Genomic DNA, 24294 nt, shown 5'->3' on the forward strand with positions numbered 1-24294 from the left:
CGGCACGTACGTGCGTCCGGATAAGGCAGTCTTGTCCCCGTGCCCGAACCCGAATCCCGCGACGCCGAAGCCGCACCGCGCCCCGCCCATCCGCACACCGCGACCCTGAGACGGCTGGAGAAGTCCTCCGGGTCGCTGGCCGCGCAGGCCATCGCGCGGATGGACGAGACGCTGCCGTGGTACCGGGCCATGCCCCCGGAGAACCGTTCCTGGATCGGGCTGGTCGCCCAGGCCGGCATCGCGGCCTTCACCGAGTGGTTCCGCCGCCCGGACGCGCCCCAGGCCATCTCCACCGACGTGTTCGGCACCGCACCGCGCGAGCTGACCCGGGCGATCACCCTGCGCCAGACCGTGGAGATGGTGCGCACCACCATCGAGGTCATGGAGTCCGCCATCGACGAGGTGGCGGCCCCCGGCGACGAGTCCGTGCTGCGCGAGGCGCTGCTCGTGTACGCGCGGGAGATCGCCTTCGCCACCGCCCAGGTCTACGCCCAGGCCGCCGAGGCACGCGGTGCCTGGGACGCCCGGCTGGAGTCGCTGGTCGTCAACGCCGTCCTGTCGGGCGAGGCGGACGAGGGCGCCGTGTCACGGGCCGCCGCGCTCGGGTGGAACTCTCCCGAGCACGTCTGCGTGGTGCTCGGGACCGCGCCCGACGGGGACTCGGAACTGACCGTGGAGGCCATCCGGCGGGCCGCCCGGCACGCCAAGCTCCAGGTGCTCACCGGGGTGCTGGGCAACCGCCTCGTGGTGATCGCCGGCGGCAACGACAATCCGCTCGCGGTGGCGAAGTCGCTGATCGGGCCGTACGCGGCGGGGCCGGTGGTGGCCGGGCCGATCGTGCCGGACCTGCTCGCCGCGACCCGGTCCGCGCAGGCCGCCGCGGCCGGTCTGAAGGCGTGCTCCGCCTGGCAGGACGCCCCGCGCCCGGTGCTGGCGGACGATCTGCTGCCGGAGCGCGCCATCGCGGGCGATCCGGGCGCCCGCGAGCAGTTGGTAGAGGAGATCTACAGACCGCTGGAGGAGGCCGGGTCCGCGCTCCTGGAGACGCTGAGTGTCTATCTGGAGCAGGCGAGCAGCCTGGAAGGGGCGGCCCGCATGCTCTTCGTTCACCCGAACACCGTGCGCTACCGGCTCCGACGTGTGACTGACGTCACCGGATGGTCGCCCTCCGATGTACGATCCGCGTTCACGCTGAGGATCGCCCTGATCCTGGGGCGGCTTGCCGATGGAGATCCCCAGGCCTGACGTTTTGTCGGGGGTCCACAAAACCCCTCCGTGTTCTTCGTCCCTGTCCTCACGGGCGGCCGTGGCCGTCCCCAAGAGAGAGTGTGAGAGTGCTCGTACTCGTCGCTCCCGGCCAGGGCGCCCAGACGCCCGGCTTCCTGACCCCCTGGCTCGAACTGCCCGGGGCCGCCGACCGTGTGGCCGCCTGGTCGGACGCCATCGGACTCGACCTCGTCCACTACGGGACGCAGGCCGACGCGGACGCGATCCGTGACACCGCGGTGGCCCAGCCGCTGCTGGTGGCCGCCGGGATCCTGTCGGCCGCGGCACTCGGTGACATCGCGCCCGACGCCGTCGCGGGCCACAGCGTCGGCGAGATCACCGCCGCGGCCTTCGCGGGCGTGCTGAACGACACCGCCGCACTCACCCTGGTCCGCAGGCGCGGCCTGGCGATGGCCGAGGCGGCCGCCGTCACCGAGACGGGCATGTCGGCGCTGCTCGGCGGCGACCCGGAGGTCTCCGTGGCGCACCTGGAGAAGCTGGGGCTGACCCCGGCCAACGTCAACGGCGCGGGCCAGATCGTGGCCGCCGGCACCATGGAGCAGCTGTCGGCGCTCGCCGAGGACAAGCCCGAGGGCGTGCGCAAGGTGGTGCCGCTGAAGGTGGCCGGCGCCTTCCACACCCACCACATGGCACCCGCCGTCGAGAAGCTGGCCGAGGCCGCCAAGGCGCTCTCGCCGGCCGATCCGAAGGTCGCCTACGTCTCCAACAAGGACGGCCGGACCGTCACCAGCGGCGCCGAGGTCGTCGAGCGGCTGGTCGGCCAGGTCGCCAACCCGGTCCGCTGGGACCTGTGCATGGAGACGTTCAAGGAACTCGGCGTCACCGCCCTGATCGAGGTCTGCCCCGGCGGCACGCTCACCGGCCTGGCCAAGCGGGCCCTGCCCGGCGTGCGGACGCTGGCGCTGAAGACCCCCGACGACCTCGGCGCGGCCCGCGACCTCGTCGCCGAGCACGCGAACGCCTGACGCCCTAAGGAGCCGACCCAACATGGCGAAGATCAAGCCCAGCAAGGGCGCCCCGTACGCCCGCATCCTCGGGGTCGGCGGCTACCGGCCCACGCGGGTGGTGCCCAACGAGGTGATCCTCGAGAAGATCGACTCGTCCGACGAGTGGATCCGTTCGCGCTCCGGCATCGAGACCCGGCACTGGGCGTCGCCGGAGGAGACCGTCGCGGCCATGTCCGTCGAGGCGTCCGGCAAGGCCATCGCGGACGCCGGGATCGAGGCCGCGCAGATCGGCGCGGTGGTCGTGTCGACCGTCTCGCACTTCAGCCAGACCCCGGCCATCGCCACCGAGATCGCCGACCGGCTCGGCACCGACAAGGCCGCCGCCTTCGACATCTCGGCCGGCTGCGCCGGCTTCGGCTACGGCCTGACCCTGGCCAAGGGCATGGTGATCGAGGGTTCCGCGGAGTACGTCCTGGTCATCGGCGTGGAACGGCTGAGCGACCTCACCGACCTGGAGGACCGGGCGACCGCCTTCCTGTTCGGCGACGGCGCCGGCGCGGTCGTCGTCGGCCCCTCCACGGAGCCGGCGATCGGCCCGACCGTGTGGGGCTCGGAGGGCGACAAGGCGCAGACGATCAAGCAGACCGTCTCCTGGGACCGCTACCGGAGCGGTGACCCGTCCGGGCTGCCCGTCGACAGCGAGGGCAACATCAAGTTCCCTGCGATCACGCAGGAGGGCCAGGCGGTGTTCCGCTGGGCCGTGTTCGAGATGGCGAAGGTCGCCCAGCAGGCGCTGGACGCGGCCGGGATCACCCCGGACGACCTGGACGTCTTCATCCCGCACCAGGCCAACGTGCGGATCATCGACTCGATGGTGAAGACGCTGAAACTGCCGGAGCACGTCACGGTCGCCCGCGACATCCGCACCACCGGCAACACCTCGGCCGCCTCGATCCCGCTCGCGATGGAGCGGCTCCTGGCGACCGGCGAGGCGAAGAGCGGCGACACCGCCCTCGTCATCGGCTTCGGGGCGGGTCTCGTCTACGCCGCGACGGTCGTTACCCTCCCCTAGGCACTCCGTGCCGGATCATGCGTCCGGTGCGGGCAGCACTGCCACACCCTCTGGAACATCTACGAAGGAGCGCCGACATGGCCGCCACTCAGGAAGAGATCGTCGCCGGTCTCGCCGAGATCGTGAACGAGATCGCCGGGATCCCCGTCGAGGACGTCCAGCTGGACAAGTCCTTCACCGATGACCTGGACGTCGACTCGCTGTCCATGGTCGAGGTCGTCGTCGCCGCCGAGGAGCGCTTCGACGTGAAGATCCCCGACGAGGACGTCAAGAACCTCAAGACGGTCGGCGACGCGACCGACTACATCCTCAAGCACCAGGGCTGATCCACCGATCACCGCCTCGGGCTGACTGCCCCGCCACCCGGCGGTGGCGCCGTTTGAATCCTCGCATCCGTTGGAGAAAGAATTCCCGTGAGCTCGACCAATCGCACCGTGGTCGTCACCGGTATCGGCGCAACCACACCGCTGGGTGGCGACGCAGCCTCCACCTGGGAGGGTCTGGTCGCCGGCAGGTCCGGCGTCAAGCCGCTGACCCAGGAGTGGGCGGCCGAGCAGGCCGTCCGCATCGCGGCCCCGGCCGCGGTGGAGCCGACCGAGACCATCCCCCGGCCCCAGGCCCGCCGGCTGGACCGCTCGGCGCAGTTCGCGCTGGTCGCCGCCCAGGAGGCGTGGCGGGACGCCGGCTTCACCGGCAAGGCCGGCGAGGACGGCTCCGTCGACCCCGACCGGCTCGGCGCGGTCATCGCCTCCGGCATCGGCGGCGTGACCACGCTCCTCGACCAGTACGACGTGCTGAAGGAGAAGGGCGTACGCCGCGTCTCCCCGCACACCGTGCCCATGCTGATGCCGAACGGCCCCTCGGCCAACGTGGGCCTCCTCGTGAACGCCCGGGCCGGCGTGCACACCCCGGTCTCCGCCTGCGCGTCGGGCGCCGAGGCCATCGGCTACGCCATCGAGATGATCCGCACCGGCCGCGCCGACGTGGTCGTCGCCGGCGGCACGGAGGCGGCGATCCACCCGCTGCCGATCGCCGCGTTCGGCAACATGATGGCGATGTCCAAGAACAACGAGAACCCCGAGGGCGCCTCGCGCCCCTACGACGCCGCCCGGGACGGCTTCGTCCTCGGCGAGGGCGCCGGCGTCCTCGTGCTGGAGTCCGCCGAGCACGCCGCCGCGCGCGACGCCCGCGTCTACGCGGAGGCGGTCGGCCAGGGCATCTCCGCCGACAGCCACGACATCGTGCAGCCCGAGCCCGAGGGCCGCGGCATCTCGCACGCCCTGCACAACCTGCTGGACCGCACCGACCTGGACCCGGCCGAGATCGTGCACGTCAACGCGCACGCCACCTCGACGCCGGCCGGCGACATCGCCGAGCTGAAGGCGCTGCGGAAGGTCTTCGGCGACCACGCGGACCACATGGCCGTCTCCGCGACCAAGTCGATGACCGGTCACCTGCTGGGCGGCGCGGGCGGTGTGGAGTCGGTGGCGACGGTGCTGGCGCTGTACAACCGGGTGGCGCCGCCGACGATCAACGTCGAGAACCTCGACCCCGAGGCGGAGGCGAACGCGGACGTGGTCCGCGGGGAGGCCCGGCAGCTGCCCGCCGAGGGGCGGATCGCCGCGCTGAACGACTCGTTCGGGTTCGGTGGGCACAACGTCGTACTGGCGTTCCGTACGATCTGACTCCCGGTACTGAACGGCGTCGGCCCGGGCCCCTGGTGGGGTTCGGGCCGACGCCGTTCTTCGCTTGTCGTCGGCCGGGTGCGGGCCGGCGGGGGCTGGTCGCGCCCACGCGGCGGAGCCGCACACGGGCACGGCCCCGCGCCCCGGACGGGGCACGAGGACCTTCAGACCACCTGGTGGAGCCAGCGGACCGGGGCGCCTTCGCCCGCGTAGCGGAAGGGTTCCAGCTCGTCGTCCCAGGGCTTGCCGAGGAGCTTGGCGATCTCCGCCTCCAGGTCCGTCTCGCCCGCCCGGGAGCGGGTGAGGGCGGCGCGCAGGCGGTCCTCGGGGATGAGGATGTCGCCGTGGATGCCGGTGACGGCGTGGAAGATGCCGAGGTCGGGGGTGCAGCTGTAGCGCTCGCCCTCGGCGGTGGCGCACGGCTCGGCGGTGACCTCGAAGCGCAGCAGGTGCCAGCCGCGCAGCGCGGAGGCCAGTTTGGAGGCGGCGCCGGCCTGGCCCTGCCAGGAGAACTCCGAGCGCCAGGTGCCGGGCGCGGCCGGTTGCCGGATCCAGTCAAGGCTGACGCGCGTGCCGAGCACCCCGCCGACGGCCCACTCGACGTGCGGGCACAGCGCGCGCGGCGCGGAGTGCACGTACAGAACTCCACGTGTCGTCACGGGACCTCCGGGCAGAGCGGGTCAGGGGCGGGCGGGCGGCAGTGGCGCGACGGCCACGTTGATGGCGAGGCTACCGTGCGACGGGGCAAGGAGTGTGACGTACCGTCGGTCCCGGTGCCAGGAAACCCCCGTCATTCACCCATGGGGACGCTTGTACGGGTGTGCGCCGTCACATCGGAGGGGGTGGGGAACCCCCGCGCGTTCTCATGGAGGGACCGGCTGCACCGTAGGACGACCGAGGGGAACACCAGGGATGCGGAAGCGAAGCCACCGTCTGCGGGCCGCGCACGCCGTCGTGGCGGTGACGGCCGTGCTGGCCGCCGCGGGCTGCGACACCGTCGGTCGGGGCACCTCGGGCGACACGGGGGCACGGGCGTCCGCGTCGCCGACGCCGCAGTGGGACACCTCACCGGACTCGGTCGCGGCGGTGGGCGACTCCATCACGCGCGGGTTCGACGCGTGCGCGGTGCTGACGGACTGTCCGGAGGTGTCCTGGGCGACGGGCAGCGACGCCGCGGTCAACAGCCTGGCCGTGCGGCTGCTCGGGGTGGCCGGCGCCTCTCAGCACAGCTGGAACCACGCGGTGACCGGGGCCCGGATGCGTGATCTGAAGGCGCAGATGGACAAGGCGGTGGTGCACCGGCCGGCGCTGGTGGCGGTGATGGCCGGCGCCAATGACGCGTGCCGGGCCTCGACGGCCGAGATGACGTCGGTGGCGGACTTCCGCACCCAGTTCCAGGACGCGATGAACACCCTGCGCCAGACGCTGCCGAAGACGCAGGTGTACGTCTCCAGCGTGCCGAACCTGAAGCGGCTGTGGTCGGAGGGGCGGACCAATCCACTGGGCAAGCAGATCTGGAAGCTGGGGATCTGCCCGTCGATGCTGGGCGACGCGGACGCGCTGGACGGGGCGGCGACGGCGCGGCGCGAGACGGTGCAGGCGCGGGTGGTGGCGTACAACAAGGTGCTGGCGGACGTGTGTGCGAAGGACCGCCGCTGCCGGTTCGACCACGACGCGGTCTTCGACTACCGCTTCGGCTCCCAGCAGCTCAGTCACTGGGACTGGTTCCACCCGAGCCGCAACGGCCAGGCGCGGCTCGCGGAGATCGCCTACCGCACCGTCACGGCGAGAACGCCGTGACCTTAGGGTGCTGCGCATGAGCATGAGCGACATCTTCGGCCGGCTTCCCGACGGGAGTCCGGTGCACCGCTGGACGCTGGAGCGGGCCGGGGTACGGGTACGGGTGCTGACGTACGGCGGGATCGTGCAGTCGGTGGAGGTCCCGGACCGGGACGGGCGTCCGGCGGACGTGGTGCTGGGCTTCCCGGACCTCGCGGGGTACGTCACCCACCCGGAGCCGTTCCTCGGCGCGCTGGTCGGCCGGTACGCCAACCGGATCGGCGGCGCCCGGTTCCCGCTGGACGGCCGGACGTACGCGCTCGCGCCCAACGACGGGCCCAACTCGCTGCACGGCGGCGCGAGCGGCTTCGACAAGCGGGTGTGGGAGGCGACGGAGGCCGCGCACGGGGTGCGCCTGGCCCGCGTCTCCCCGCACGGCGAGGAGGGCTTCCCGGGGCGGCTGGAGGTCTCGGTGACGTACACGCTGGACGCGTCGGGCGCGCTGCGCATCTCCTACGAGGCGGTCACGGACGCGCCGACGGTGGTCAACCTGACCAACCACGCGTACTGGAACCTCGGCGGGGCGGACTCCGGCCCGGCCGGCGGTCACGAACTGCGGCTCGCCGCCGCCCGGTACACGCCCGTGGACGAGCGCCTGATCCCGGCCGGCGAACCGGCCGAGGTCGCCGGCACCCGCTTCGACTTCCGCGGCTCGCGCACGGTGGGCGCCGGCTACGACCACAACTTCGTCCTGGACAAGGGCGTGACGGCCGCCGCCGAGGAGATCGCCGAACTGCACGACCCGGTCTCCGGCCGCGTCCTGACGGTGGCCACCACCGAGCCGGGCATCCAGCTCTACACCGCCGACCACCTCACGGCCCCGCTCGCCCCGAACGCCGGAATCGCCCTGGAGACCCAGCACTTCCCGGACTCCCCCAACCGACCGGACTTCCCCAGCACCGAGCTGCGTCCGGGCGAGGTCTACCGCTCGGAGACGGTGTACGGGTTCTCGGTGCGGTAGCGGCGGCCGCGGCGGTGCGGTCGCCGGTGCGGCGACGGCACCGCGTTCACGTCAGCAGCGCGGCGACCGCGTCCGGGGCCTCGCGCATCGCGTTGTGGCCGGTGGGGAGTTCGCGCACGTGCCAGCCCGGATCGGCCTCGAGGCGGGTGCGGAGTGCGGTGAAGGGGGTCCGGTCCTCCCATCCGGAGCAGTAGACGAACTCGCGGCGGGGCACCTGCTCGGCGGCGCCGGTGAGCCGGATCGCCTGCGTGAGCGAGGCGAGAGGATGGGGCCGGCGGCGGGGGTCTCCGCCGGCCGGCGGAAGCACGGCGTACCCGGTGCTCGTGGCGCCGTCGACGAACGCCTGCCGGTAGGGCTCGGTGGTGGAGGACCAGCACGACTCCCCGTCGCGCGGCACATAGGCGTCGAGATGCACCAGCCGTGAGACCCGGCCGCGGGCGCGGTCGGCGGCCGCGGCGATCACCATCCCGCCGTAACTGTGGCCGACCAGCGTCACGTCGGTGAGGCGGGCGCGGTCGAGGAGGCCCAGCACGTCGTCGGCGTGGGTGTCCAGGTTGGCGGCCGCGACCGTCGCCCGGTCGTCGTCGGGCCGCAGTCCGGTCAGGGTGAGGGCGTGGACGGTGTGGCCGGCGCGCTCCAGCAGCGGGACCACCGCCTCGAACGCCCAGGAGCCGTGCCAGCCGCCGGGCACGAGCACGAACGTCGCCATGGGCCTCTCCTCTTCTCGGCTTCCCGGCCGTCGGCCGGGGCGTCTTCCGGGCCGACGGCCGCGGCATCGGGGTGTCGTGACGTGTGCGGCCTGTGTCGCCCGGGGCGCTGCCACGGCTCGTCGCGTCCGTCGGCGACGTCACCGGCACCGCACCGGGCCGTTTCCGAGCCGGCCGCCCGAAAGCGCCGCCCGTGAGCCCTGACGTGGACCGGGACCCCCGCACACACCGCGAACAGCCCCGGTCCGGGGGTCAGGTTCCCGGACCGGGGCTGTTCGCGGGAGGACGCGTCCCCGGTCCGACGGTAATCGCCGGGACGCCGCGGTGTCCGGGGATCAGCCGTGCGGCCGCAATCTCGTACGAACCCTTCACAATCCGGCGGGGCTGTCCGCGTCGTCGCCGTCCGCGTCCTGGGGGCGCTGCGCCGCGTCCGGCCCGCCCGTCTCCTCGGCGAGCAGGTCGCGGGCGAGGAGGGTGGCGCCGGCGACCGCGCCCGGCATCAGGAACACGGCGACGAACGGGACCAGGAAGGCCAGGCCCAGCGGGGTGCCGAAGCCCCAGACCAGGGTCTTGCGGGAGCGCAGCAGGGCGAGGCGGGCGCGCAGGTCGACGTCCCGGCGCTGGAGGGCGACGGCGGCCAGTTCCTCGGTGAGGAAGAAGCCGGTGACGAAGAAGCCGATCACCGGGATCACGGTCTGGCCGACGACCGGCAGGAAGCCCAGCGCGAAGAGCAGGACGCCCCACAGCGCTGCCCGTACGACCACGCGGAGGCTGTCGCGGGCGGAGATCCACAGTTCGCGCCAGAGCGGCAGGCCGGACTCGGGCGCGGTGCCGTCCGGGGAGACGTCCCGGTCGACCTGTTCGGAGAGGCTCTCGTAGAAGGGCTGGCCGATCAGCAGGGTGACCGCGGTGAAGGTGACCACGGCCAGCAGCAGGCCGAGGGCGAACAGGACGGCGGTGAGGAAACCGCGGAAGAGGCCGAGCCAGGGACTCGGCCAGCCGTCGGCGAAGGGCGTGGCCCAGGCGACGGCGTCCTCGCCCCACAGGGCGAGCGCGGTGAGCGCGGCGGCGTACAGGACGAGGGTGATCAGCCCTGGCAGCAGACCGAAGCCGTACGCCCGTCCGTGCCGGGCCACCCAGCGCTGGCCCTTCAGCAGATATCCGAACCCCACCCCGAGATCACGCATGGGGCCACTGTAGCGAGGGCCTTCGGGAGGGCGGCCGGGCAGGACGGAGGCCGCACCCCACGTCCAGGGATGCGGCCTCCGTCCGGGAAACGATCGGCTCAGGCCAGCGTCACGGTGATGTCGCCGCGGGTGGCCTTCGAGTACGGGCACACCTGGTGGGCCTTCTCGACCAGGCTCCGGGCGGTGGCGGCGTCGACGTTCGGGATGTCGGCCGAGATCTCGACGATGATGCCGAAGCCGTCCTCGTTCTGGCCGATGCCGACCTTCGCGGTGACGGTCGAGCCGGTGACGTCGGCGCCCTCCTGGCGGGCGACGACGCCGAGGGCGCCCTGGAAGCAGGCGCTGTACCCGGCGGCGAACAGCTGCTCGGGGTTGGTGCCGGCGCCGCTGCCGCCCATCTCCTTGGGCGGGTTGACGACGACGTCGAGCTTGCCGTCGTCGGTGGCGACGCGGCCGTCGCGGCCGCCCTCGGCGGTGGCGACCGCGGTGTACTTCACGTCGGACTGCTGGATGGCCATCGGTTGCGTTCCTCCTCGTGCCGCCGTGACTCGCGCCCACGATCACAACGGTTTCGGAATGAAGTTACCGCATGCCGGAATGTGCGGGAAGGTGCGTCCGGCACACGGCGAGACCTCCGCGGGCCGGTCCCTCAGAGCTTGACGATCATCTTCCCGGTGTTGTCGCCGCGCAGGACGCCGAGGAAGGCCTCCAGGGTGTTCTCGACGCCCTCGACGACCGTCTCGCGGTACTTCAGCTCGCCCGAGCGCACCCAGGGGCCGACCTCCCGCACGAACTGAGGCTGCAGGTCGTAGTGGTCGCCGACGAGGAAGCCCTCGATCCGGCCGCGGGTCTGGATCAGCCGGGCGAGGTTCTTCGGGCCGGGCGCGGGCTCGGTGTTGTTGTAGACGGAGATGGCGCCGCAGATCGCGACCCGGCCGTGCAGGTTGAGGGAGCCGATCGCGGCCTCCAGGTGGTCGCCGCCGACGTTGTCGAAGTAGACGTCGATGCCGTCGGGGGCGGCGGCGCGGAGCTGTTCGGAAACCGGGCCGTTCTTGTAGTTGAAGGCCGCGTCGAAGCCGTACTCGTCCGTCAGCAGCTTCACCTTCTCGTCGGAGCCGGCGGAGCCGATCACGCGCGAGGCGCCCTTGAGCCTGGCGATCTGTCCGACCTGGCTGCCGACCGCGCCGGCCGCGCCGGACACGAAGACGATGTCGCCCTCCTTGAAGGAGGCGGTGCGCAGCAGGCCCGCGTACGCGGTCAGGCCGGTCATGCCGAGCACCCCGAGGTACGTCGACAGGGGCGCGGCCTCAGGGTCCACCTTGACGGCCTGCGCGGCGTCCACGGCGGCGTACTCGCGCCAGCCGCCGTAGTGCAGGACGTGGTCGCCGACGGCGATGTTCTCGGCGTTCGAGACGACGACCTCGCCGACGGCGCCGCCCTGCATGGGCTGGTTCAGCTCGTAGGGGGCGGCGTAGGACTTGGCCGCGGACATCCTGCCGCGCATGTACGGGTCGACGGAGAGGTATTCGTTGCGGACCAGGATCTGGCCCTCGCCCGGCTGCGGCAGCTCGACCTCCACGAGGGCGAAGTCCTCGGGCTTCGGCCACCCGACCGGACGGCTGACCAGGTGCCATTCACGGCTGACGCGGGGAAGGGTGGGGGTGTCGGACATGGGGGCGCCTCTCGTAGGTCGGTGCGGGACGTGTCGTGCGGGTGGGGTGGGGACCCACCGCTGAAACGTGATTTTAGTTCAGCATATGAAACAACCATGCTCCTGAACATTTCATCCTGTCAAGCAAACGGGTACCCTGGACGCCATGGCCACTCCCCCGAACGCCCGCCGCCCCGATCCCGTGACCATGGAGGTCGTCGAGCTGATCGGTGACGTCGTGGCCCGGTTCTACGAGGACTACGAGGAGGCGGCCGGTGAGCACGCGCTGACCGGTGCGCAGGCGCGACTGCTGAGCCTGCTGTCGCTGGAGCCGCTGCCGATGCGCAAGCTGGCGCTGAAGCTGAAGTGTGAGCCGTCGAACGTGACCGGCATCGTGGACCGGCTGGAGGTGCGGGGGCTGGTCGAACGGCGCCCCGACCCGGCCGACCGGCGCGTGAAGCTGGCGGCGGCCACGGAGGAGGGGCGGCGGGTCGCCCGTGAACTCCGGGAGGGGCTGCGGTTCGCCCGCGAGCCGCTCGCGGGGTTGACGGACGAGGAGCGGGTGACGTTGCGGGGGTTGTTGCGGCGGATGCTGGGCTAGGGCTGAAGTCGCCCTCCCGGCGGGGGCGGCCTCCGGGCCGGGCGGCCTCCGGGCCGGGTGGGCATGGGCGGGGTGCCCGTCGCCTTGTGGTGCGGGCGCGTGCGAGGAGCCGGGCGCGCCGTTCCCCGCGCCCCTCAGGGGGCGGTCAGGTGCACCACCACAGGAAGCGGTCGCAGGTGTGGGTCGGGGCTGGCTTCGGGGGTGCGGTCGTCGGGGGCGGGGCCGAGGTCGCGGGGGACGTCGGCTGCTGGGCCGGCGGTGTCGGGGACGCCTCGCCTCCCGAACCCGGTGCCGGGCCCGAGCCCCCGTCGCCACCCGTGCCCGTCTCCCCGCCCCCGCCCGGCGACGCCGACTCCGAACCCGTCGGCGTGCCCGTCCCGCTCGGCGTCGGGGTCCCGCCGGTCGCGGAGGCGGACGGCGACGCGGAGGCCGACGACGAGGCGGAGGCGGGGCGGGCGCTCGCGGCCCCGCCGGAGGTGTCGTCCAGCGGGCGCGCCGTCGACGGCGTACCCGACTCCGCCGCACCGCCGTCCGCCGTGTCCGCGCCGGCCGCCGCCGGGCCGGGATCGGCGAAGCCGGGCAGGCCCGGCGCGTCCACCCCCAGTTCGGCCAGGCTCAGACCGCCCGCCGCCAGGACGAACCCGGCGGTGATCAGCAGCGTCCGGCGGCGCCGCCGGCGATGGTGCGCGGCCTTGCGGTCACGCCGGCTCGCCACCGCGCGGGATTCCGGTTCTCCCACACCGGATCCCGGGTCCGGCGCGTCCCGGTCCGCCGCCGCGGGTTCCGGTTCCGCCGTGCCGCGGCCCCGCGCACCGCGTCCGCGCCCCTGGGCCCGCCGGCGTTCCGCCCGGCCCGGCGCGGGGGCGCTGTCCTCGTCGCCGCCGTCCACCGAGGCCGGCTCCCACTCCGCATCGTGAGCAGACAGGCCGTGCCCGGCCGAGACCACCGGCAGCGCTTCGGCCGGAGTGCCGCATCCCGGGCAGAGGAGGGCGCCGTTGAGGTGCCGTCGGCACGGGTGGCAGTAGTTCATGACGCGGGAAGACTAGATTCCGCACCGCCCGCGTTCCTAGGGGCCGTTGTGAAGGTTCCGTGGGGGATCGAAAGAGCTGTCGAAAGGTTTGCCGAAACCGTTATCTGTCGCCCCCATTGACACCCCCCTGACCCCGTCCTTACTGTCACGCCAGCATTTCGAACGTGTGACGAAATATCGAACAGCTGGAAGGGCAACTGCCGTGCGCATCACCGGAATCAGCACACACGTGGTCGGGACGCCGTGGCGCAATCTGACCTACGTCCAGGTGCACACCGACGAGGGGATCACGGGCGTCGGCGAGACCCGGATGCTCGGCCACACCGACGCGCTGATCGGCTATCTGCGGGAGGCCGAGACCAACCACATCCTCGGCTCCGACCCGTTCGCCGCCGAGGACCTGGTCCGCCGGATGAAGTACGGCGACTACGGCCGCGCGGGCGAGATCGTGATGTCCGGCATCGCGGTCGTGGAGATGGCCTGCTGGGACATCAAGGGCAAGGCGCTCGGCGTCCCGGTCTGGCAACTGCTCGGCGGCAAGGTCACCGACAAGGTGAAGGCGTACGCGAACGGCTGGTACACCACCGAGCGCACCCCGGAGGCGTACCACAAGGCGGCTCAGGGCGTGATGGAGCGCGGCTACCGGGCCCTGAAGATCGACCCGTTCGGCACCGGTCACTTCGAACTCGACCACGAGCAGACCCTGTACGCCGTCTCGCTGATCGAGGCGGTGCGCGACGCCATCGGCCCGGACGCCGAGCTGATGCTGGAGATGCACGGCCGCTTCTCCCCCGCCACCGCCGTCCGGCTGGCCAGGGAGATGGCCCCGTTCCAGCCGGCCTGGCTGGAGGAGCCGTGCCCGCCGGAGAACCTGAAGGCGCTCGAGAAGGTCGCCGCCAAGGTGGACCTCCCGGTGGCCACCGGCGAACGCATCCACGACCGGATCGAGTTCCGTGAGCTGTTCGAGAGCCAGGCCGTCGACATCATCCAGCCCGACGTCGGCCACATCGGCGGCATCTGGGAGACCCGGAAGCTCGCCGCCACCGCCGAGACGCACTACATGCTGGTGGCCCCGCACAACGTCGGCGGTTCGGTACTGACCGCCGCCTCCCTCCAAGTCGGCTTCAGCACGCCCAACTTCAAGATCCTCGAGCACTTCAACGACTTCGCGGACGCGGAGATCAAGAAGGTGGTCAAGGGCGCGCCGCAGGTCGACCCGGCCGACGGCTGCTTCCACCTGAGCCACGCGCCGGGGCTCGGCGTGGAGCTGGACACGGACGCGGCGGCCGAGTTCCCGCAGCAGCAGGCCCGGTTCGACCTGTGGGCCGAGGGCTGGGAGACCCGCCGCCCGAAGGGCACGAAGTGACCTCCCGGGGCGACGGGCGCGAAGGGGCCTCCCGGGACGACGGGCGCGACGTGACCGCCCCGGGTGAAGGGCGTGACGCGACCGTCACGGCCGGAGGGCGCCCCGTCTCCGTCCAGGTCGTCGTGGAAGCGCCCGGCGCGCACCGCCTCGCCCCGCACACCCCCCGCGACCCCGGCCCGGGCGAGGCCCTGGTCGCCGTGCACGCCGTGGGCGTCTGCGGCAGCGACCGCGAGGTGTACCAGGGCAACAGGCCCGAGGGGTACGTCCGTTACCCGCTCACGCCGGGCCACGAGTGGTCCGGCACGGTACGGGCGGTCGGCCCCGGGGTGCGGGGCGACCTGGTGGGCCGCAAGGTGGTCGGCGAGGGCTTCCGCAACTGCCAGGTGTGCGACCACTGCCACGCGGGCGAGACCACTCTGTGCGGCGCGGGCTACGAGGAGACCGGCTTCACGCAGCCCGGCGCGATGGCCCCCACCCTCACCCTCCCGGCCCGGCTGCTGCACGTCCTGCCGGACGCCGCCGACCTCACCGCGGCCGCGCTGCTGGAGCCGGCCGCCTGTGTGGCCGCCGCCGCGCTGAAGGCGGGCGCACGGCCGGGCGAGCGGGTCGCGGTGGTCGGCACGGGGACGCTCGGCATGCTCGCCGTGCGGTTCCTCAGGGCGGTCTCCCCGGCCGAGCTGCTGGTGGTCGGCGCCCGCGACGACCGGGCGGCGCTCGCCCGCCGGTTCGGCGCGACCGCCTTCCGCACCAAGGACGAGAATCTGCCCGGCGGCTTCGACGTGGTCGTGGAGGCCGCCGGGTCCGCCGACTCGGCCCGCACCGCGGCCGCGCTGTGCCGGCGCGGCGGCCGGCTGGTGCTGACCGGGCTCCCGGCCGCCGGCGCGGCGGGCCTCGACCCGACCGACCTGGTGGTACGGCAACTGGAGGTGCACACCGTCTTCGGCGCGCCGCCGTCCGCGTGGGCGCACGCGGTGCGGATGTTCGCGGCCGGACTGCTCGACCCGCTGCCGCTGGTCACCCACGAACTCCCGCTCACCGACTTCGCGCACGCCGTCGACCTGGTCGGCGGCGGCGACCCGAAGGTCGGCAAGGTCCTCCTCCGCCCCTGACCCACCCGCCCCTCGTCCGTACGCCGGTCACGGCGTGACCCGACGACGCCGTGACCGGCGTACCCCCAGGTCTTCCGCCCCCCGGCAAGCCTTTTCACACCCCGAGCCACGAACCACGTTCGACATGTCGAACACCTCCGGCTCGTCGACCGAAGGACAGCTTGTGACCGACGCTTCCGCCCCGGCAGCCCGCAGGCCCGGTGAGCAGGCGCTCACCGCGCTCGGCCTGGCGGCCCCCGCCCTCGACCCCGCCGACGCCTCGCCGCACACCTTCCCCGGTGGGGGCCGCTGGCGCACCGAGATCCCTTCGTGCGAGGGGCCGGAGGCGCTGGCGGTGATCCTGAAGGAGGCCTCGCGGCTCGATGTGCCGATCCACCGGATCAGCCAGGGCAGCGGGGTGTGGATGCTGACCGACTCCGAGATCACCGAGATGGTCGAGGCGGCCGGCGAACGCGACATCGAGCTGTGCCTGTTCACCGGGCCGCGCGGCACCTGGGACACCGGCGGCTCGGTGCGCACCGACTCGCGCGGGGCGGGGCTGCGCGCCCGGGGCCACGACGCGGTCGCCGGCTGTGTCGAGGACGCCGTACGGGCGACGGAGTTGGGCGTGAAGTGCCTGCTCGTCGCGGACGAGGGCGTGCTGTGGACGCTGCACCGGGCGCGCACGGCGGGCATCCTCCCGGCCGACACCACGCTCAAGGTCTCCGCGCTGATCGGCCCGGTCAACCCGGCTTCCTACGCCGTCTACGAGTACCTGGGCGCGGACTCCCTCAACGTGCCCAGCGACCTGACCCTCGATCACCTCACCGAGATACGGCGGGTGTCGGCGGCGCCGATGGACATGTACATCGAGGCCCCGGACGACCTGGGCGGCTATGTGCGGATGTACGAGGTGGCCGAGCTGATCCGGCGCGGGGCGCCGCTGTACCTGAAGTTCGGGCTCTCCAAGGCACCCGGGATCTACCCGTACGGCCACCAGCTGCGCGAGGTGACCCTCGCCACGGCCCGGGAGCGGGTGCGGCGCGGCCGGCTCGCCCTGGATCTGCTCCAACGGCACGGCGTGGACGGCGACATGGCGCCCCTGGGCTCCCGGCTTCCGGGCGCGCTGCGCCGCTTCGACACACCGGCATAACGTTCCGGAAACTGCGCTTCACAGAAGACGACACAGGCGCGCACAATCCCACACGACCATTCTCGGTCCGCCACTGCGGCCCCCTCAGAGCCGTACCTCAGCAGCACCGCAGCAGCACCTCCCGAGCGCGCGGTCCAGCAACCCCGGCGCCGGACCCACCCCGCAGTCACCACCGGACCGACCCGCACCCACCACCCCAAGGATGACCACCATGCGCAACCGCAGAGCCGCACTCGCCGCGATGGCCACCGCCGCCTCCCTCGCCCTGACCCTCACCGCCTGCGGGCAGAGCGGTGAGGGCGGCTCCAAGGAGGACAAGGGCGACTCGAAGGGCGGCGGCACGATCGGCATCGCGATGCCGACCAAGTCCTCCGAGCGCTGGATCTCCGACGGCAAGAACGTCGTCAAGGACCTGGAGGCCAAGGGCTACAAGACCAAGCTCGTCTACGGCGAGGACGACCCGGACACCCAGGTCTCCCAGATCGAGAACCTGATCACCCAGGGCGTCAAGGGCCTGATCATCGCCGCCATCGACAACAAGTCGCTGAACAACGTGCTCCAGGAGGCCGCGGACGCGAACATCCCGGTCATCTCCTACGACCGCCTGATCCTCGGCACCAAGAACGTCGACTACTACGCCTCCTTCGACAACGAGAAGGTCGGCGAGCTCCAGGCCGGCTACATCGTGGACCACCTGGGTCTGAAGGACGGCAAGGGCCCCTTCAACATCGAGCTGTTCGCCGGCTCCAACGACGACAACAACACGAAGTACTTCTTCAACGGCGCGATGACCGTGCTGAAGCCGTACATCGACAGCAAGAAGCTGGTCGTGCGCTCCGGGCAGACCGCGCTCAACCAGGTCACCACGCTGCGCTGGGACGGCGCCACCGCGCAGAAGCGCATGGACGACATCCTGACCTCCTCCTACAAGAACCAGCGCGTCGACGCGGTCCTCTCGCCCTACGACGGCATCTCCATCGGCGTGCTGTCCGCGCTCAAGTCCGACGGTTACGGCTCCGGCAGCAAGGCGCTGCCGGTCATCACCGGCCAGGACGCGGAGCTGGCCTCGGTGAAGTCGATCATCGCCGGGCAGCAGACGCAGACCGTCTACAAGGACCTGCGCAAGCTCGCGGACGTCGCCTCGACCATGGTCGACGACGTGCTGAAGGGCAAGAAGCCCGAGGTCAACGACACCAAGTCGTACGACAACGGCACCAAGGTCGTGCCCGCCTACCTGCTCCAGCCGGTCAGCGTCGACAAGTCGAACTACGAAGAGGTCCTGGTCAAGGGCGGCTACTACACCGACGCCCAGCTCAAGTAGCAGTCCCCTCCCACCGACCGCACACGACTGGAAGGCACGACCATGGCGGGACCCGTCCTGGAAATGCGCTCGATCGTCAAGACCTTTCCCGGTGTCAAGGCACTGTCGGACGTCAACCTGAGTGTCCGTCAGGGCGAGGTCCACGCCGTCTGCGGGGAGAACGGCGCCGGCAAGTCCACCCTGATGAAGGTGCTCTCCGGGGTTCATCCGCACGGCAGTTACGACGGCGAGATCCTCTTCGAGGGTGAGCCGTGCCGCTTCAAGGACATCCGGGCCAGCGAGCAGCACGGCATCGTCATCATCCACCAGGAACTGGCGCTGGTGCCGTTCCTGTCCATCGCCGAGAACATCTTCCTCGGCAACGAGCACGCCACCCGCGGGCTCATCAACTGGCACGACACACTCAAGCACGCCGCCGAACTGCTGCGCCGGGTCGGTCTGGACGAGCACCCGGAGACCCGGGTCGCGGACATCGGCGTCGGCAAGCAGCAGCTGGTGGAGATCGCCAAGGCGCTGTCGAAGTCGGTGAAGCTGCTCATCCTGGACGAGCCGACGGCGGCCCTGAACGACGAGGACAGCGACAAACTCCTGGACCTCATCCTGGAGTTGAAGAAGCAGGGCATCACCTCGATCATCATCTCGCACAAGCTGAACGAGATCCGCAAGGTCGCCGACTCGGTGACGATCCTGCGCGACGGACGCACCATCGAGACCCTCGATGTGAAGGCCGCCGAGACCACCGAGGAGCGGATCATCGCGGGCATGGTCGGCCGCGACCTCGACCACCGCTTCCCCGAACGCACCCCGCACCAGGCCGAGGAGGGCGCGGCCCCGGCGCTGGAGATCCGCGACTGGACCGTGTTCCACCCCATCGACCAGCAGCGCAAGGTCGTGGACGGCGTGTCGCTCCAGGTGCGGCGCGGGGAGATCGTCGGCATCGCCGGCCTGATGGGCGCGGGCCGCACCGAACTCGCGATGAACGTCTTCGGCCGCTCCTACGGCCGGTACGCGGCCGGCACGGTCCTCAAGGACGGGACCGAGATCCGTACCCGGACCGTCGCGGAGGCGGTCGGGCACGGCATCGCGTACGTCACTGAGGACCGCAAGCACTACGGCCTCAACCTCATCGACACCATCAACCGGAACATCACGCTGACCGCGCTGCGCAAGGTCGCCCGGCGCGGCGTGGTGGACGAGCACGAGGAGCGGCAGGTCTCCGAGGGCTTCCGCAGGTCCATGAACATCAAGGCGCCGACGGTGTTCGAGCCGGTGGGCAAGCTGTCCGGCGGCAACCAGCAGAAGGTCGTCCTCAGCAAGTGGATCTTCGCGGGTCCCGATGTGCTGATCCTGGACGAGCCCACGCGGGGCATCGACGTGGGCGCCAAGTACGAGATCTACACGGTCATCGACCAACTGGCCGCGCAGGGCAAGGCGGTCGTCTTCATCTCCTCCGAACTGCCCGAGCTGCTCGGCATGTGCGACCGCATCTACACCATGTCCGCCGGGCGGCTGACCGGCGAGGTGCCGCGGGCCGAGGCCACGCAGGAGGAGCTGATGCGCCGGATGACGAAGGACACCCAGGACAAAGAGGTAACCCGATGAGCACGGATGTGACCGCCAAGACCCCGGCCCCCGCGCCGCCGGGCGGCAGCGGAGGGGGCGGCGACGGCCTGCTGGGCCTGGTGCTGGACGGACTGCGCCGCAACATGCGCCAGTACGGCATGCTGATCGCGCTCGGTCTGATCGTCGTCCTCTTCGAGATCTGGACCGGCGGCGACCTGCTGCTGCCGCGCAACGTGTCCAACCTGGTCCTCCAGAACAGCTACATCCTGATCCTCGCGATCGGCATGATGCTGGTGATCATCGCCGGCCACATCGACCTGTCGGTGGGCTCGCTCACCGCGTTCGTCGGCGCCTTCGCGGCCGTCCTCACCGTGCAGCACGGGCTGCCCTGGCCCGTCGCGCTGGTGCTGTGCCTGCTGGTGGGCGCGGCGGCCGGGTCCGTGCAGGGCTTCCTGATCGCGTATCTCGGGATACCGTCCTTCATCGTCACCCTCGCCGGGATGCTGCTGTTCCGGGGCCTGACGGAGATCCTGCTCAAGGGACAGACCCTCGGCCCGTTCCCGGACGGCCTGCAGAAGATGGGCAACGGCTTCCTGCCCGAGGCCGGCCCGAACACCAACTACCACAACCTCACGCTGCTCCTCGGCTTCGTCCTGATCGCGGCCGTGGTGTGGCAGGAGGTGCGGGCCCGGCGCCGGCAGCGGGAGTTCACCCTCGACGTGGTGCCGGTGAGGCTGTTCGCGCTGAAGCTGGTCGCCCTGGTCGCCGCGATCCTCGTACTGACCCTGCTGCTGGCCAGCTACAAGGGCGCGCCGATCATCCTGATCATCCTGGCCGCGCTGGTGGTCGGCTACGGCTACGTCATGCGCAACGCCGTCTTCGGCCGGCACATCTACGCGATCGGCGGCAACCTGCCGGCCGCGAAGCTGTCGGGTGTGAAGGACAAGCGGGTCACCTTCCAGGTGTTCCTGAACATGGGCGTCCTCGCCGCCCTGGCCGGCCTGGTGGTCGCCGCCCGGCTGAACGCGGCCTCGCCGAAGGCCGGTGTCAACTTCGAACTGGAGGCGATCGCCTCCTCGTTCATCGGCGGCGCCTCCATGAGCGGCGGTGTGGGCACCGTGCTCGGCGCGATCATCGGCGGTCTCGTCCTCGGCGTGCTCAACAACGGCATGAACCTCCTCAGCGTCGGCACCGACTGGCAGCAGGTCATCAAGGGCCTGGCCCTGCTGGTGGCGGTCGGCTTCGACGTGTGGAACAAGCGCAAGTCCGGTTCGTAGGTCAGCTCGGGCCCCGCCGGAGCGCGGGGCCCTTCCTTCTCAGGGAGCCGCACATGGAACTGAACAGACGCACGGTCCTCGCGGGCGCGGCGGCCGCGGGCATCGCCGCCACCACGCTCGGCGGGACGGCACAGGCCGCCGCCCCCTCACCGGGCCGCGGACCGGTGAGGGAACCCTTCGGCGCCCTCGCCGACGGCACCAAGGTCCACCGCTGGAGCCTGGAGAACGGCGGCACCCGCCTGAAGGTCCTCTCCTACGGCGGCATCGTCCAGTCGCTGGAGATCCCCGACCGCCACGGCCGCCACGCCAACGTGTCCCTCGGCTACGACAACCTGGCCGCCTACGTCGCCGGCACCACCTTCTTCGGCGCCACCATCGGCCGCTACGGCAACCGCATCGCGAACGGCCGCTTCACCCTGGACGGCCGCACCTACCAGCTCTCCGTCAACGACGGCGTCAACAGCCTGCACGGCGGCGCGAAGGGCTTCAACACCAAGGTGTGGGACGTCGAGCCGTTCACCTCGGGCTCCGACGTCGGCCTCCACCTGCACTACGTCAGCGTCGACGGCGAGATGGGCTACCCCGGCACGCTGCGCACCAAGGTGACGTACACCCTCACCCGGCACGGCGACTGGCGCATCGACTACACCGCCACCACCGACCGGCCCACCGTCGTGAACCTCACCAACCACACCTACTTCAACCTCGCGGGCGAGGGCAGCGGCAGCGTCCTCGACCACGAACTGTGGCTCGCCGCCGACCGGTACACCCCCACCGACCAGGGTCTGATCCCCACCGGCGAACTCGCGCCGGTCAAGGGCACCCCCTTCGACTTCACCCGCGCCAAGCCGATCGGCCGCGACATCCGCGCGGCCCACCCGCAGATCGTCACCGCCAAGGGCTTCGACCACAACTTCGTCCTCGACAAGGGCGTCACCGCCCGCCCGGTGCACATGGCGACCCTGCGCGACCCGTCCTCCGGGCGCACCCTGAAGATCGCCACCGACCAGCCCGGCGTGCAGTTCTACTCGGGCAACTTCCTCGACGGCACACTGGTCGGCCCGTCCGGGCGCACCTACCGGCAGGGCGACGGACTGGCCCTGGAGACTCAGCACTTCCCGGACTCCCCGAACCACCCCGCCTTCCCGTCCACGGTGCTGCGCCCCGGCCAGACGTACCGGACCACGACGGTGCACTCGTTCGGCGCGTGAAGGGGCCCGGTCGCGGGAGCCGTTGAACACCGCGGCCCCGCCCTCCGTATCTGTGGGCGGCCCGTGCTCCCCCGCACGGGCCACCCACAGACGGAGGTTCCCTTGGCCGGCGACGTCACCTCGCTCTTCCGCGGCACGGCGGCGCACAGCCCGTCGATGGCGGCGCTGACGCGGGAGAGCGGCGACGGCGCGAGCGGCCCGGTGGACTTCTGCGTCCCGTGCAACCCGTACTTCCCCACGCCCGCCATGTTCGACGAACTGGCGTCCGGGCTGCGCGAGATCATCACGTACTACCCGAGCGACGCCGGCACCGTCACCGGCGAACTGTGCGACCTGCTCCAGCTGCCCCCGCAGTGCGTGGCGATGGGCAACGGCTCCACGGAACTGATCACCTGGCTCGACCACCTGCTCATCCGCGAGTCCCTCGCCGTGCCCGTCCCCACGTTCGGCCGCTGGACCGACCAGCCCATGGAGACCGGCAAACGGGTCGACATGTTCCCGCTCCAGGAGGCCGGCGGCTTCGCCCTCGACCTCGCCCGCTACGCCGAGTTCATCCGCCGTCGCGGCACCAGGGCGGCGGTGGTCTGCAACCCCAACAACCCCGACGGCGGCTTCCTGCCCAAGCGGGAGGTGGTCGAGTTCCTGGACGCCATGGCCGACCTGGACCTGATCGTGGTGGACGAGTCCTTCCTGGAGTTCGCCGACGCCGAGGCCGACCCCAGCGTCGTCCGGGAGGCGATGCTGCGGCCCAACGTGGTCGTCCTGCGCAGCCTCGGCAAGAACTTCGGCCTGCACGGCGTCCGCTTCGGCTACCTCGTCGCCAACCCCGCCCTGGCGGGCCGCGTGCGCGCGATGCTGCCCAAGTGGAACCTCAACTCCTTCGCCGAGCACGTGGTGTTCATGCTGCGGGAGCATGGCGCGGAGTACCGGCAGAGCATCGAACTGGTGCGCCGCGACCGCACGGCGATGGCCGCCCACCTCGCCGCGCTGCCCGGCCTCACGGTCTACCCGTCCCAGGGCAACTTCCTCTTCGTCCGCCTCCCCGTGGGCGCGGAGGGCACGGTGGTCCGCGACCGCCTGCTGAACGAGCACCGCATCCTGGTCCGCGAGTGCGGCAACAAGATCGGCTCCTCCAGCCGCTTCCTGCGCCTCGTGGTACGGCCGGAGGTGGACGTACGGCGGCTGGTGCCCGCGCTGCAAGGGGTGCTGTACGACGCGGGACCGGGGGCGGGCTGCGAGGCCCCGGCGCCGACGGCAGCGACCGCGTACAGCTCGGGCACGGCGGCGGTGGACCGCCTGGTGAGCCAGACGAACGGGGCGGGGGTACGGCTGGCGCACCCGGCGGGACCGGAAACAGCCGCCCCTGCGACGGGGACGCCTCCGGCGCCGGCTCGGGGACCGATGCCGGTGGCCCCCGCGCCGACGCCGGTGGCACCAGGACCGATGGCGCCGGTGCCGGTGCCGGCCCCGGTGGCGCCCGCGCCGACGCCGTACGCCCCGGCGCCCGCCGCCGCGACACCACCGGCACAGCCCTACCCGCCGGCGCCGGTACCGCCCCCACCTCCGGTACCGGCGCCCACCCCCGTCCTCGCCCCGGCCCTGCGACCGGTCCCGCAGACGGGCCCGCCGGGCGCACCCCTGCCCACCCCCTCCCCCTACGGCCTCGGCGTCCCGGCCGCAGGCGGCCTCACAGCGGCCCAGGTACGGGGCCGCACCCAGCCGGAACCGGCCACCCCGCAGCCGACGGCCTGGCCGGCGGCGGGCGGGACGTACGGTCGGACAGGCTGAACCGCCGGGCCGCCACAGCCCCCGCGGTTCAAGCTCGGCCAACCCCTTCCCGGCCCCCGGGCACGTCCCTCAGGGGTTCTCCCAGGCCCCCGGTTCCGCCGCCAGGGCGCGCACCTCCTCCGGGAGCGCTCCCGCGGCGATGTCCGCGAGCGTCACGCCCTCCAGGATGCGGCGGACGTTGGCCCGGAGGGCGATCCAGAGGGGGAGCAGGGGTTCCGCCGAGCCCGTGTACGTCAGGCCCGTGGGGCGTTCGCCGCGTACCGAGACGATCGGGCCGTCCACCGCGCGGATGACGTCCGCCACCGTGATCGCCGACGCCGGCCGGGCCAGGGCGTATCCGCCGCCCCCGCCGCGCCGGCTGGTCACCACGCCCGCGCGGCGCAGGTCGCCGAGGATCCCTTCCAGGAACTTGTGGGAGATGCCCTGTTCGGCCGCGATCGTCTCCGCCTTCACCGGGGCCTGCGGGCCCTCGCGGTGCCGTACGGCCAGTTCCAGAACCGCCCGTACCGCGTAATCCGCCCGTGCCGAGATCCTCATGCCGCCATTGTGACGCCCGGTGC

At 72.0% G+C, this 24294-nt stretch carries 23 protein-coding genes; 16 read left to right on the forward strand and 7 right to left on the reverse strand.

All coding sequences use genetic code 11. From position 1 onward, the window contains the following. The first annotated feature begins 39 nt into the window (after nt 1-39). The 5 genes from fasR (at nt 40) to AB0N63_RS06980 (ending at nt 4991) form a co-directional block, all read left to right on the forward strand. Complete coding sequence (gene fasR, locus AB0N63_RS06960; RefSeq protein WP_009188406.1) at nt 40-1245, forward strand: fatty acid biosynthesis transcriptional regulator FasR; 1206 nt, start codon at nt 40-42, stop codon at nt 1243-1245. Between the two features lie 89 nt (nt 1246-1334). Beyond that, nucleotides 1335-2252: an ACP S-malonyltransferase gene (locus tag AB0N63_RS06965; protein WP_365525177.1), complete on the forward strand. Its 918-nt coding sequence runs from the start codon at nt 1335-1337 to the stop codon at nt 2250-2252. Between the two features lie 22 nt (nt 2253-2274). Continuing rightward, complete coding sequence (locus AB0N63_RS06970; protein WP_365525180.1) at nt 2275-3306, forward strand: ketoacyl-ACP synthase III; 1032 nt, start codon at nt 2275-2277, stop codon at nt 3304-3306. A gap of 77 nt (nt 3307-3383) precedes the next feature. Then, the gene (locus tag AB0N63_RS06975) at nt 3384-3632 is read left to right on the forward strand and encodes an acyl carrier protein (RefSeq protein WP_003989952.1); all 249 of its coding nucleotides are present in this window, start codon (nt 3384-3386) and stop codon (nt 3630-3632) included. 87 nt (nt 3633-3719) lie between these two features. After that, the gene (locus AB0N63_RS06980; RefSeq protein WP_365525183.1) at nt 3720-4991 is read left to right on the forward strand and encodes a beta-ketoacyl-[acyl-carrier-protein] synthase family protein; all 1272 of its coding nucleotides are present in this window, start codon (nt 3720-3722) and stop codon (nt 4989-4991) included. 164 nt (nt 4992-5155) lie between these two features. On the opposite strand, the gene AB0N63_RS06985 is transcribed toward AB0N63_RS06980, so the two are convergent. Further along, nucleotides 5156-5650: a DUF3145 domain-containing protein gene (locus AB0N63_RS06985; protein WP_365525186.1), complete on the reverse strand. Its 495-nt coding sequence runs from the start codon at nt 5648-5650 to the stop codon at nt 5156-5158. 253 nt (nt 5651-5903) lie between these two features. On the opposite strand from AB0N63_RS06985, the gene AB0N63_RS06990 reads away from it, so the two are divergent. Both AB0N63_RS06990 and AB0N63_RS06995 read left to right on the forward strand, forming a co-directional pair. Beyond that, nucleotides 5904-6791: an SGNH/GDSL hydrolase family protein gene (locus AB0N63_RS06990; protein WP_365525189.1), complete on the forward strand. Its 888-nt coding sequence runs from the start codon at nt 5904-5906 to the stop codon at nt 6789-6791. A 22-nt stretch (nt 6792-6813) separates the two neighbouring features. Continuing rightward, nucleotides 6814-7791 (forward strand): aldose epimerase family protein, encoded by a 978-nt coding sequence (locus AB0N63_RS06995; protein WP_365525667.1) that lies wholly within the window; start codon nt 6814-6816, stop codon nt 7789-7791. Between the two features lie 46 nt (nt 7792-7837). Here AB0N63_RS06995 and AB0N63_RS07000 read toward each other — a convergent pair whose 3' ends face one another. From AB0N63_RS07000 to AB0N63_RS07015, 4 genes are all read right to left on the reverse strand, one after another. Continuing rightward, complete coding sequence (locus AB0N63_RS07000; protein WP_365525192.1) at nt 7838-8500, reverse strand: alpha/beta fold hydrolase; 663 nt, start codon at nt 8498-8500, stop codon at nt 7838-7840. Nucleotides 8501-8866: 366 nt separating this feature from the next. Further along, nucleotides 8867-9685, reverse strand: coding sequence for an EI24 domain-containing protein (locus AB0N63_RS07005; RefSeq protein WP_365525195.1), 819 nt, complete (start codon nt 9683-9685; stop codon nt 8867-8869). A 98-nt stretch (nt 9686-9783) separates the two neighbouring features. Then, nucleotides 9784-10203, reverse strand: a complete 420-nt coding sequence (locus AB0N63_RS07010; protein WP_365525197.1) for an organic hydroperoxide resistance protein — start codon at nt 10201-10203, stop codon at nt 9784-9786. Between the two features lie 131 nt (nt 10204-10334). Then, the gene (locus tag AB0N63_RS07015; RefSeq protein WP_365525200.1) at nt 10335-11357 is read right to left on the reverse strand and encodes an NADP-dependent oxidoreductase; all 1023 of its coding nucleotides are present in this window, start codon (nt 11355-11357) and stop codon (nt 10335-10337) included. A gap of 145 nt (nt 11358-11502) precedes the next feature. Between AB0N63_RS07015 and AB0N63_RS07020 the strand changes: the two genes are divergently transcribed. Beyond that, nucleotides 11503-11937: a MarR family transcriptional regulator gene (locus tag AB0N63_RS07020; protein ID WP_365525202.1), complete on the forward strand. Its 435-nt coding sequence runs from the start codon at nt 11503-11505 to the stop codon at nt 11935-11937. Nucleotides 11938-12082: 145 nt separating this feature from the next. Here the strand turns inward: AB0N63_RS07020 and AB0N63_RS07025 are convergent, their stop codons facing one another. Next, nucleotides 12083-12676: a hypothetical protein gene (locus tag AB0N63_RS07025; protein WP_365525205.1), complete on the reverse strand. Its 594-nt coding sequence runs from the start codon at nt 12674-12676 to the stop codon at nt 12083-12085. Nucleotides 12677-13169: 493 nt separating this feature from the next. Here AB0N63_RS07025 and AB0N63_RS07030 point away from each other — a divergent pair, with 493 nt between their 5' ends. The 8 genes from AB0N63_RS07030 to AB0N63_RS07065 all read left to right on the forward strand — a co-directional run bounded on the left by AB0N63_RS07030 (nt 13170) and on the right by AB0N63_RS07065 (nt 23734). Continuing rightward, the gene (locus tag AB0N63_RS07030) at nt 13170-14333 is read left to right on the forward strand and encodes a mandelate racemase/muconate lactonizing enzyme family protein (RefSeq protein WP_365525208.1); all 1164 of its coding nucleotides are present in this window, start codon (nt 13170-13172) and stop codon (nt 14331-14333) included. A gap of 50 nt (nt 14334-14383) precedes the next feature. After that, nucleotides 14384-15442, forward strand: a complete 1059-nt coding sequence (locus AB0N63_RS07035) for an alcohol dehydrogenase catalytic domain-containing protein (protein ID WP_365525210.1) — start codon at nt 14384-14386, stop codon at nt 15440-15442. Nucleotides 15443-15605: 163 nt separating this feature from the next. After that, entirely contained in the window at nt 15606-16574 is a 969-nt protein-coding gene (locus tag AB0N63_RS07040) for a hypothetical protein (protein WP_365525213.1), read from the forward strand. A gap of 211 nt (nt 16575-16785) precedes the next feature. Then, nucleotides 16786-17895 carry a multiple monosaccharide ABC transporter substrate-binding protein gene (gene chvE / locus AB0N63_RS07045; protein WP_365525216.1) on the forward strand — a complete coding sequence of 370 codons (1110 nt, stop codon included), beginning with the start codon at nt 16786-16788 and terminating at the stop codon, nt 17893-17895. 42 nt (nt 17896-17937) lie between these two features. After that, nucleotides 17938-19497 (forward strand): multiple monosaccharide ABC transporter ATP-binding protein, encoded by a 1560-nt coding sequence (mmsA, locus tag AB0N63_RS07050; RefSeq protein WP_365525219.1) that lies wholly within the window; start codon nt 17938-17940, stop codon nt 19495-19497. Then, entirely contained in the window at nt 19494-20735 is a 1242-nt protein-coding gene (gene mmsB / locus AB0N63_RS07055) for a multiple monosaccharide ABC transporter permease (RefSeq protein ID WP_365525221.1), read from the forward strand. Before mmsA ends, mmsB begins: the two co-directional genes overlap by 4 nt. Before the next feature lie 53 nt (nt 20736-20788). Further along, the gene (locus AB0N63_RS07060) at nt 20789-21946 is read left to right on the forward strand and encodes an aldose epimerase family protein (RefSeq protein WP_365525224.1); all 1158 of its coding nucleotides are present in this window, start codon (nt 20789-20791) and stop codon (nt 21944-21946) included. Nucleotides 21947-22048: 102 nt separating this feature from the next. After that, complete coding sequence (locus tag AB0N63_RS07065; protein WP_365525228.1) at nt 22049-23734, forward strand: aminotransferase class I/II-fold pyridoxal phosphate-dependent enzyme; 1686 nt, start codon at nt 22049-22051, stop codon at nt 23732-23734. A gap of 69 nt (nt 23735-23803) precedes the next feature. Here the strand turns inward: AB0N63_RS07065 and AB0N63_RS07070 are convergent, their stop codons facing one another. Then, on the reverse strand, nt 23804-24271 hold the full coding sequence (locus AB0N63_RS07070) for an Rrf2 family transcriptional regulator (protein WP_365525231.1): 468 nt from the start codon (nt 24269-24271) through the stop codon (nt 23804-23806). Nucleotides 24272-24294 lie beyond the last annotated feature (23 nt).

Origin of the sequence: Streptomyces sp. NPDC093260, assembly GCF_040683715.1 — a bacterium.
GTDB lineage: Bacteria > Actinomycetota > Actinomycetes > Streptomycetales > Streptomycetaceae > Streptomyces > Streptomyces sennicomposti.